The organism is Streptomyces sp. NPDC007095 (assembly GCF_040634475.1).
In the GTDB taxonomy this organism is placed as follows: domain Bacteria; phylum Actinomycetota; class Actinomycetes; order Streptomycetales; family Streptomycetaceae; genus Streptomyces.
On sequence record NZ_JBEYFS010000323.1, the window covers coordinates 1 to 9,454 of the forward strand.

10 protein-coding genes are annotated in these 9,454 nt (G+C 70.0%); 3 read left to right on the top strand and 7 right to left on the bottom strand.

Translation table 11 applies throughout. The features are described 5' to 3' along the window. A partial coding sequence (locus ABZ656_RS53080) for a fructose-specific PTS transporter subunit EIIC (RefSeq protein ID WP_360279267.1) occupies positions 1–1,557 on the top strand: 1,557 nt, incomplete at its 5' end. A gap of 88 nt (positions 1,558–1,645) precedes the next feature. After that, positions 1,646–1,903: a hypothetical protein gene (locus ABZ656_RS53085; RefSeq protein ID WP_101404540.1), complete on the top strand. Its 258-nt coding sequence runs from the start codon at positions 1,646–1,648 to the stop codon at positions 1,901–1,903. Between the two features lie 10 nt (positions 1,904–1,913). Here ABZ656_RS53085 and ABZ656_RS53090 read toward each other — a convergent pair whose 3' ends face one another. The 4 genes from ABZ656_RS53090 to ABZ656_RS53105 form a co-directional block, all read right to left on the bottom strand. Next, positions 1,914–2,663, bottom strand: a complete 750-nt coding sequence (locus ABZ656_RS53090) for a DUF6227 family protein (RefSeq protein WP_101404541.1) — start codon at positions 2,661–2,663, stop codon at positions 1,914–1,916. 157 nt (positions 2,664–2,820) lie between these two features. Further along, a complete protein-coding gene (locus ABZ656_RS53095) occupies positions 2,821–4,041 on the bottom strand; it encodes an Ig-like domain-containing protein (RefSeq protein WP_360279270.1) in 1,221 nt (406 codons plus the stop codon). Between the two features lie 218 nt (positions 4,042–4,259). Further along, positions 4,260–5,291 (bottom strand): P1 family peptidase, encoded by a 1,032-nt coding sequence (locus ABZ656_RS53100; protein WP_101404543.1) that lies wholly within the window; start codon positions 5,289–5,291, stop codon positions 4,260–4,262. Further along, complete coding sequence (locus ABZ656_RS53105) at positions 5,288–6,532, bottom strand: low temperature requirement protein A (protein ID WP_360279273.1); 1,245 nt, start codon at positions 6,530–6,532, stop codon at positions 5,288–5,290. The genes ABZ656_RS53100 and ABZ656_RS53105 overlap by 4 nt, the downstream gene beginning before the upstream one ends. Positions 6,533–6,636: 104 nt before the next feature. Between ABZ656_RS53105 and ABZ656_RS53110 the strand changes: the two genes are divergently transcribed. Next, positions 6,637–6,837, top strand: coding sequence for a hypothetical protein (locus ABZ656_RS53110; protein WP_101404545.1), 201 nt, complete (start codon positions 6,637–6,639; stop codon positions 6,835–6,837). Between the two features lie 169 nt (positions 6,838–7,006). Here the strand turns inward: ABZ656_RS53110 and mscL are convergent, their stop codons facing one another. The 3 genes from mscL to ABZ656_RS53125 all read right to left on the bottom strand — a co-directional run bounded on the left by mscL (position 7,007) and on the right by ABZ656_RS53125 (position 9,288). Next, positions 7,007–7,477 (bottom strand): large conductance mechanosensitive channel protein MscL, encoded by a 471-nt coding sequence (gene mscL / locus ABZ656_RS53115; protein ID WP_360279276.1) that lies wholly within the window; start codon positions 7,475–7,477, stop codon positions 7,007–7,009. Between the two features lie 150 nt (positions 7,478–7,627). Continuing rightward, positions 7,628–8,248: a hypothetical protein gene (locus ABZ656_RS53120; protein WP_360279279.1), complete on the bottom strand. Its 621-nt coding sequence runs from the start codon at positions 8,246–8,248 to the stop codon at positions 7,628–7,630. 206 nt (positions 8,249–8,454) lie between these two features. Next, a complete protein-coding gene (locus ABZ656_RS53125) occupies positions 8,455–9,288 on the bottom strand; it encodes an S-methyl-5'-thioadenosine phosphorylase (RefSeq protein ID WP_101404548.1) in 834 nt (277 codons plus the stop codon). Between the last annotated feature and the right edge of the window lie 166 nt (positions 9,289–9,454).

Sequence of the window (9,454 nt, forward strand, 5' to 3'; positions counted from 1 at the left end):
GCGGTGTCGGCGGCGGCCTCCGCCGACACCGCCACGGGTACCACCACGAGCGAGCGTCCGTTCCGGATCGTCGCCGTCACCTCCTGCCCCACCGGCATCGCGCACACCTACATGGCGGCCGAGTCGCTGGAGAACGCGGGCCGCGAGGCGGGCGTCGAGGTCGTCGTCGAGACGCAGGGCTCGGCCGGCTTCACCCGGCTCGACCCGGCGGTCATCGCGGCCGCGGACGGTGTGATCTTCGCGCACGACGTGCCCGTACGGGACAAGGACCGGTTCGCCGGCAAGCCGACCGTCGACGTCGGCGTGAAGGCGGGCATCAACAAGCCCGCCGAGCTGATCACCGAGGTGCGTGGCAAGGCCGCGCGCGGCGAGGTCAGCGCGGGCTCCGCGCCCGGTACGCCGGTGGAGCGCGCCGGTGAGTCCGGCGAGGGCTACGGCACCAAGCTCCGCAAGTGGCTGATGTCCGGCGTCAGTTACATGGTCCCGTTCGTCGCCGCAGGCGGTCTGCTGATCGCCCTCGGCTTCGCGATCGGCGGCTACAAGATCAACAAGGCGCCGTCGGTCATGGACCACTTCCTGTGGACCCAGGCGGACAGCTGGGGCGCGCTGTTCTTCCAGATCGGCGTCGTCTCCTTCGGCTTCCTCGTCCCGGTCCTGGCCGGCTACATCGCCTACGGCATGGCGGACCGACCAGGTCTCGTGCCCGGCTTCGTCGGCGGCGCGATCTCCCTCACCATCAACGCGGGCTTCCTCGGCGGTCTGGCCGCCGGTCTCATCGCCGGTGGTGTGGTGATCGGGATCCAGAAGGTGAAGATCCCGGCGTCGTTGCGCGGCATCATGCCGGTGGTGGTGATCCCGCTGATCTCCGCGGCGATCGTCGGGTTCCTGATGTTCGTGGTCATCGGCAAGCCCATCGCCTCCGCGCAGAAGGGCATGACCGACTGGCTCAACGGCCTCACCGGCACCAACGCCGTCCTGCTCGGCGCGCTGCTCGGCCTGATGATGTGCTTCGACCTCGGCGGCCCGGTCAACAAGGTCGCGTACACCTTTGCCACCGCCGGTATCGCGGTCGCGAGCCCCAGTGACTCGGCGATGAAGATCATGGCGGCCGTGATGGCGGCGGGCATGGTTCCGCCGCTGGCCATGGCGCTCGCCACGACCGTGCGCGGCAAGCTCTTCACCCAGACCGAGCGGGAGAACGGCAAGGCGGCCTGGGTACTGGGCGCCTCCTTCATCTCGGAGGGCGCGATCCCGTTCGCGGCGGCCGACCCGCTGCGCGTGATTCCCTCCGCCATGGTGGGCGGCGCGGTCACCGGCTCCCTGTCGATGGCCTTCGGCGCCACGCTGCGCGCCCCGCACGGCGGCATCTTCGTGGTCCCGCTGATCGGCAACCCGTTCCTTTACCTGATCGCCATCGCGGCCGGTGTCTGTGTCACCACCGCCCTGGTGGTCGTCCTGAAGGGCATGCGCAAGCAGGCCCCCGAGGGGACCGGTAGGGGGGTCGCCGACGCCGCGATAGCGACGACGGTCGACTCCAAGGAGCCGGTCGCGGCCTGAACGGCCAACTACTCGCCCTTTTAGGGCATCTGCGAGATACGTCACGGTCCGGGGCCAAAGTCCCGGACCGTGGTGTCTACTGGAGGGCATGCCTGAGCATGTGTCGATCCTCCAGCTGATGGGCGTGGCCGTCCTCGCCCTCGCGACCGTCATCTGGGTCGTCGGCCTGTCCCGCCTGCTGCGCCGCGCCCGCACCGAGGTCGCCGTGCGTCACCACGGACAGTTGCTCCGCGCCATGCCGCATCAGCTCCGGTCCGGCCCCGCCGCGGAGTCCGTGGAGCTCACCCCCGAGGAACACGCCGCGTTCGCAGGCCTGGTACGTCAGTTCAGCGACAGCCGCCCCTGACGAACAGGTCCTAGGCGAGCCGTGCCGCCCGGCGTTCCATGGCGGCCCGCGCCGCGTGCTCCGTCGGATAGACCTCGCACATGTGCCGGCCGTCCGGCGTCGCCGTGTGTTCGACCTCCCACAGGGAGATCTCCTGGCCGTCGCGGAGCAGGAACGCGTGCTCGTAGAGCGAGAAGCACAGCCCGACCTGGCCCGCCCGGCAGGGGCGCCCGAAGGCCTGGGTGATCTGGTGCGCGAACGCGGTGCGCAGCAGCAGCGTCGTGATGTCGGCCCCCGGCCGGTCCGCGTTCTCCGCCCGCCGCAGCAACCGCCGCGCGTGATCCGCCGAGTCGTCCGTCAGGTAGACGTGCCGCGGCTCGGGGACCGGCGGCAGATGGACCATCACGGGCAGTTCGAAGTCCGGCGCGTCCGGCGGCAGCGGCAGCCGGGCCGTGGCGGCGCGCAGTTCCTCCTCGTCGACATACACCTCGTGCTGCGGCTCACTCCCGAGCGCCGTGTTGTGCACGAGCTCCCATAAGGTGACTGCCGAGCCGTCGGCGAGCAGCCAGGTGTGCCGGTACGTCTCGCGGTGCAGCCCCGCGCTGTGGTGCGCGGAGTGCAGCGAACTGTCGTGCGCCAGCGCGCAGTCGAGCCGCCTTATCGTCTCGTCGGGCAGCTCGAAGGAGTTCAGGGCACGGCCGAGGAGCCGCTCGAGGTGCTCCTCCGGAGACTCGGGCGACTCCGGTGGTTCGTACGCTGCTGTCTCGTACGGAACGCTCAAGGCTTCTCCCGGCGTTGCTGCATGTCACCTTGTGGGTGCATACCGTAGCCCCTCGGTCGGACATCAATCCTGCGAACCGAGAAAACGTACGGACAGAAAACGAGCGGGCCGCGCGGCAAGTTCCCGCGCGGCCCGCCGTGACGTCAACGGCCCCAGGTCAGACCGTACTTCCCGCGGTCCACGCACTCCAGGACATGTTCCAGCCGTTCAGTCCATTGTCCGGCGAGACGGTCTTGTCGGGCGAGTTCTTCACCACTACGACGTCCCCGACGAGAGAGTTGTCGTAGAACCACTTCGCGCTGGTGTCGCCCTGCGCGCCCTGTACATCGGCGAGACCGACACATCCGTGGCTGGTGCCCTGCCGTCCGAAGGGCGGGTTCCCGCGGTTGTACCAGTAGTTGCCGTGTATGAACGTCCCCGAAGACGTCAGTCGCATCGCGTGCGGCACGTCCGGGATGTCGTACTCGCCGCCGTAGCCCACCGTCGAGCCGTTCATCCGCGTCTGGACGAACTTCTCGGAGATCACCATCTGGCCGTTGTACGTGGTGTGCTCCGGGCTGCCCGCCGAGATCGGCACCGTCTTGAGCGTCGCGCCGTCACGCACGACCGTCATGGTCTGCGTGTTGACGTCGACCGTGGAGACCTGGGAGCGGCCGATGGTGAAGGTGACCGTCTTCTTCTGCACCCCGAAGACGCCGTTCGCGCCCTCGACGCCGTCCAGGTCGATCTTCATCGTGACCTTGGAACCGGCCTTCCAGTACGCCTCGGGCCGGAAGTCGAGCCGCTGCGAGCCGAACCAGTGCCCGACCACCTGCTGCCCGCTGCTGGAGGTGACCGTGATGTGCGACTGCACGGCCTTCTGGTTGCTGATCACCTTGTTGAAGTTGAACGACACCGGCATTCCGACGCCGACCGTGGTGCCGTTGTCGGGCGTGTACGTGCCGATGAAGCTGTTGCTCGAGGAGACCGTCGTGAAGATGGAGTTGGCGGCGGCCGTGCGTCCGCTCGCGTCCTTCGCGGTCGCCGAGATCTGGTACTTCGTCCCGCGCTCCAACTGCGCCGTCGGCTTCCAGCCGGTCCCGTCCGCGGTGATCGCCCCCGGCACCGCCGTCCCGGACCCCGACACCGTCATCTTCACGTCGGTCAGCTTGCCGTCGCTGACCTTCACACCGGTCGCGTTGATGGACGCGTCCGTCGCACCGTCCTTGGCCGAGATGACGATCTTCGCCGTGGACGTCTTGGCCGAGGTGCCGCCGTCCTTGCCGTCCTTGGCGTCGGCGTTGGCGTTGCCGCCGCAGCCGGTCAGGGTGAGGGCGCCGACCATCAGGGCGGCACAGGCCCCCAGTGCGCGTCGCGCTGTCATGTTCGGCGTTGCCACGGGCTGCTCCAGTTTCTCGTGATGTGCGTGATCCGCTCCAGTGCGTGGAGAAAGAGCGAGCGGTGCCGCGAAGGGTTCCCACCGTCCCCGGCCCAACACGATCACGTGACAGAACCGGGACAATCCCCATCGGGCCCACAGCGAACTTCCCTGCCGCTGACCCCACTTGGCGTCAGCGGAAGCACCAGGTCACCCGGAAGCACGGGCCAGGACCAGTCCTAGGCGCTCCCGTACAGCTCCTCGTACGACGGCCACACCCCGCCCGGTCCGTCCACCGGGTCGGCCGCTCGTACCGCGCGGACGATCGCCCGCGTGACCAGATCCGCGCCCGCCGCGAGGATCTCGTTGAGGGCCAGGGGGTTGTCGGGATTGAGGGGGCGGGCGCCCGTGGCCAGGGCGAAGACCGTGTCGCCGTCGTTCAGGAGGTGGACCGGGCGGACGGCGCGCGCGATGCCGTCGTGTGCCGTGCCGGCGAGCTTGTGGGCCTGGGCGCGCGTGAGGTCGGCGTCGGTGGCGACGACGGCGAGCGTGGTGTTCAGCGGGGGAGGCGCGTTCTTCGCGGCGGCTTCGGCGAGCCGTTGCCGCGCCGCCTCGTGGACCTCGGCGGACGGATACGCCGTACGACCGTCTCGCAACAACTCCCCGTACAACACCCCTGTCTCCGGATCCACTGCCGAACCCGCCGCGTTGGCCACCACCAGTGCGGCCACCGTGATCCCCGAGTCGAGTACGGCGCTCGCCGTCCCGACCCCGCCCTTGATCCGCCCGACCGTCGCCCCCGTCCCGGCGCCCACGCATCCCTCCGGCACCGGCGCGCCCGGCCCGCTCGCGTCGGCAGCCTCGACCGCGGCCCGGCCCGTGGCCGCGTCCGGCCTCGCACGGAAGTCGCCGCCGCGGCCCAGGTCGAAGACACAGGCGGCGGGCACGACCGGCACGACGTGTGCCGGATCGGGGCCCACCCGCACCCCGCGGCCCCGCTCCTCCAGCCAGGTCATCACCCCGGACGCGGAGTCCAGGCCGTACGCGCTGCCGCCGGTCAGTACGACCGCCTCCACCTTCTGCACCAGGTTGCGGGGGTCGAGCGCGTCGGTTTCCTTGGTGCCGGGCCCGCCGCCGCGTACGTCCACGGCCGCGACGGCGCCGCCCGCAGGGGCGAGCACGACCGTGGTGCCGGTGAGCCAACCGTCGCCGGTACGCGTGGCGTGTCCCACGCGCAGCCCCGCGACATCCGTCAGAGCGTCAACTGTCATGCCTCCAGTGTTTCCCGCCCCGCGGTCCCCGCCCCCTCCTTTGTGACCATCCGTGCCGTCAGGGCCACCCCGACCGCCACCGACAGCGCCGTCACGACGCCCGCCGCGAGCACCGCCCAGCTGTGCAGGAAGGTGCACAGGATCACCAGCAACGCGGTCGTCGGCAGGACGAGTTGCTGTGCGATGCCCACCTTGAAATAGCGCGCGTGCAACAGCCACACCGTGAGGAAGTACAGCGCCGTCGGCAATGTCACCGCGGCGGACGCGGCGAGCGTCGAGACCTGTGTCTTACCGACCGCCTCCTCGACCGCGACCTCCAGACCCGCGCCGATCGCGGCCGCCGACGAGAAGATCAGGTAGTGGCCGTAGCCCCACAGGAACGACTGTCTGTTGGACCGCAGATGCCCGTGGATGGGCACCACGAAGTAGATCCACCAGGCGGCGAAGACGATCAGCAGTCCGCCGGAGGCGATCGGCAACAGCTCGCCCAGCGCGTCGTGCTCGTCCACCGCCGACTTCACGGCGACCGTCGACGCGGCGATCGTCTCGCCCAGCACGATGATCGTGAACAGGCCGAACCGCTCGGAGACGTGGTGAGGATGCCAGGAGGTGACGAAGTCCTTCTCCGCGTACACAGGGACGCACATCTCGGCGATCGCCATCACCAGGAACACCCAGGGACGCCCGGGCTCCGGCAGGACCAGCAGCCCCAGCCAGCCGATCTGGCAAAGGAACACACCGCCCGCGTACCGCAACGCCATGGTCTTCTCGGGGCCCTCCGCGCCGCGGGCCGCCCGCAGCCACTGGGCGATCAACGCGAACCGCATGATCACGTAGCCGAGCCAGACAGACGTGTACACATGGTGCTCGAACGCCTGAGACACCCCGGCGGCGAGGACCAGGACACCGGCGATCTGCACCAGCGTCACGACCCGGTAGAGCGCGTCGTCGTTGTCGTACGCCGAGGAGAACCAGGTGAAGTTCATCCACGCCCACCAGATCGCGAAGAAGATCATCGCGTAGTTGAGGATGCCCTCGCCCGCGTGTCCCGCTGCCACGGCGTGCACCAGCTGGCTGCCCGCCTGGGCGATGGCCACGACGAAGCACAGGTCGAAGAAGAGCTCCAGCGGCGACGCGACGCGGTGCGCCTCGTCCCTCCTCCGGGCGGTCATTTTGCGCAGGGGCCCGAGCCGGGCCGTCCTGGGCGTCGGGGTGGGTTCGGAAGCGGCGCTGGACGTCATGGGGCCAAGCACAGCAGAAAAGAGTCCAGGGCGCTCGGGTTGGCGGCCGGAGGACGCGGCCGTACCGGGGTGGGCCGGGGGCCCGTCGGCGTACTCTGGGACGCATGAGTACCGCCGCCGCCCCCGAACCGCGTGACGCGTCCGCACCGCGCGCTCCGAAGCCCACGCTGATCTTCGACGACCCGCTGAGCCAGCAGTCCTCGGACGACACGGACCGGGGATGGGGCGAGCAGTCCGGCGGTGACGGTGACAGCGCGGCGGACCTGAAGAGGTTCCTCGACGAGAAGCCGCCGCACCACATCTGAGCCGCCGTGCCGCGGCGTTGCCTGACGCCGACCCCGACGGTCCACAGCTGGGCCCGGTGTTTCGGGAGCCCGGCTGTGGTCCGCAGTCGGCCTCCGAGCTTGCGGAGCCCGGCCCCGGTTTTCAGGAGTCGGTCCGTGAGCGTTCCGAGCGGGGACCCGGCCTTCGTCGTCAGTTGTGGCTGTTGCCCGAACCGCGCTGGGCCACCAGGGCGTCGCGGATTTCCTTGAGCACCTCCAGCTCGGACACCTCGATGACCTCCTGGGTGCCCTCCTTCGCCTTCTGCCGGGCCGCCTGCCGGGCCAGGAACTTCGACATCGGCAGCACCATCAGGAAGTAGACGACGGCCGCGGTGATCACGAAGCTGAGCGTGGCGCCCAGTACGGAGCCCCACATGATCCGGATGCCCGTGGCCGTGTCCCCGGTGCCGGTGCAGCGAGGTTTGAGGCAGGAGCTGTAGCTGTCGAGGTTCTGCGTGCCGATCGCACCCACCAGCGGGTTGATGATGCCCTTCACCACCGAGTTGACGATGTTGGTGAAGGCCGCGCCTATGACCACCGCGACCGCCAGGTCGATGACGTTGCCCCGCATTAGAAAGGCCTTGAAGCCCTCCCAGACACCGGGTTGCTTCTTCTCGCTCACCAAGAGGCCCCTCTGCACAAGTTGTGGAACAAACAGCTCCGCAACCTACGGCAGGGCCCGTCGGACCTGTCCAATTCGGTAGCACGATCGAGAGAGTTGACACCGATTCGATATCCAGGGAGGCCGTCAGTACGGCATTGCGCACGACGCTCAACACAGTGTCACCGCCAGTCGTGCCGTCGTGCCCGCGCCCGCCAGCCGCGCCGCCGTGGCCCGGGGCACGGAGAGGACCACCAGCGCCCCGGTCTCGGTGGCGGCGAAGTCCGGGACCTCGGCCACCCGCGCCCCGGCCGCGACCACGCGGGCCTCGCTGCCACCGTCCGCCGCGATCACGTCGACCCGGTCGCCCGGCCTGAGCAGCCGCACCGTGGCCGCGTCGGCGATCCGCACCGGCGCCGCCACCATCTCCACCGCGCCCCGCCCCCGCACGGACTCGGACTCGGAAGAGGAAGAGGGAGAAGAGGACATGGAGGAGGAAGCGGACCTGGACGGAGGAGCCGCCGTCGGATGGCCCCGCGCCCGCCCGGCCTCACCGGGGCCCGCCGCCACGAGGGCCGCCGCCGTGACGGCGAGCCCCGCGGCCACGGCCCGCCGCTTGTGACGGGTGAGGCGCCGCAGCCGGTACCGCCCGCCGCGCACGTGCACGGGGGCGAACTGCGGCACCTCGCGGATCGGAGGCGCGTCCACACCGGGTGGACGTACAGGATCCGTGCCCGGCGCCCGTACGAGAGCCGTGTCCTGCGGGCGTACAAGAGGAGCGTGCTGTGCCATGGGACCACCACCAGCGACGAGAGATCGGCTTGCGATCCCACGATGAGGCCTCGCGGCGGAGCCCGTCGGCGCCGGTGGACTACCGACGAGTTGTGGACAACTCCCTCACCCGAACGGGAAGTTCCACGGCGTGGAAACGCCCGTCAGCGCCGGTCAGTGCCTCTCGGCGCCCCTCGGCGGCCACCGAGCGTCCGTCGAGGCCATCGTCACGGCAGCTCGAAACCCGGATCCATGCCACCCAGCGCCTTCGTGCACAGACAGTCCCGCGTCCCGTTCTCCGGCAGTGCCGCCACCGCGTCGTACAGCACGTCCCGCAGCCGGTCCACGTTCGACGCGAACACCTTCAGCACGTCGTCGTGCGAGACGCCCTCGCCGGCCTCCGCACCCGCGTCGAGGTCGGTGACCAGAGTCAACGAGGTGTAGCAGAGCTCGAGTTCACGGGCGAGCGCGGCCTCGGGGTGGCCGGTCATGCCCACCACGGACCAGCCCTGCGCCTGGTGCCACAGCGACTCGGCGCGGGTGGAGAACCGCGGTCCCTCGATCACCACGAGCGTGCCGCCGTCCACCGGCTCCCAGTCACGCCCGCGCGCCGCTTCGAGGGCGGCCTTGCGGCCGACGGGGCAGTAGGGGTCGGCCAGCGACACGTGCACGACGTTCGGCACGGTGCCGTCCGGCAGCGGCAGCCCGTCGAAGAACGTCTGGGGCCGCGTCTTCGTACGGTCGACCAGCTGGTCAGGCACGAGCAGCGTTCCCGGCCCGTACTGGGGGCGCAGTCCGCCCACCGCGCACGGTCCGAGGATCTGACGGGCGCCTACGGAGCGCAGTGCCCAGAGGTTGGCCCGGTAGTTGATGCGGTGCGGCGGCAGATGGTGGCCGCGGCCGTGGCGGGGAAGGAAGGCGACCCGTCGCCCGGAGATCTCGCCGAGGAACAGGGAGTCGCTCGGCGGCCCGTAGGGGGTCTCGACTTGTATCTCGGTCACATCGTCGAGGAAGGAGTAGAAGCCCGAGCCGCCGATGACACCGATCTCTGCGTTCGCCATGACAAGCACAGTAGCGGGGTTCGAAGGCCTGCCTCGGAAAACGTCGGGGCTCCTGCCTCGACGCCGGGGTGCCCTGCTCCCGAAAACGCCGGGGACCCCATCGTCGTCGAATTCGCCATGCCAGGACGCGGCATTCCCGGCTTCGCCCGGCGCAGCCTGACCGTGG

Coding starts and splice junctions, on each gene's coding strand:
- ABZ656_RS53085 (WP_101404540.1), top strand. CDS start 1,646: ATGCCTGAGCATGTGTCGATCCTCCAGCTGATGGGCGTGGCCGTCCTC.
- ABZ656_RS53100 (WP_101404543.1), bottom strand. CDS start 5,291: ATGACAGTTGACGCTCTGACGGATGTCGCGGGGCTGCGCGTGGGACAC.
- ABZ656_RS53105 (WP_360279273.1), bottom strand. CDS start 6,532: ATGACGTCCAGCGCCGCTTCCGAACCCACCCCGACGCCCAGGACGGCC.
- ABZ656_RS53110 (WP_101404545.1), top strand. CDS start 6,637: ATGAGTACCGCCGCCGCCCCCGAACCGCGTGACGCGTCCGCACCGCGC.
- ABZ656_RS53120 (WP_360279279.1), bottom strand. CDS start 8,248: ATGGCACAGCACGCTCCTCTTGTACGCCCGCAGGACACGGCTCTCGTA.
- ABZ656_RS53125 (WP_101404548.1), bottom strand. CDS start 9,288: ATGGCGAACGCAGAGATCGGTGTCATCGGCGGCTCGGGCTTCTACTCC.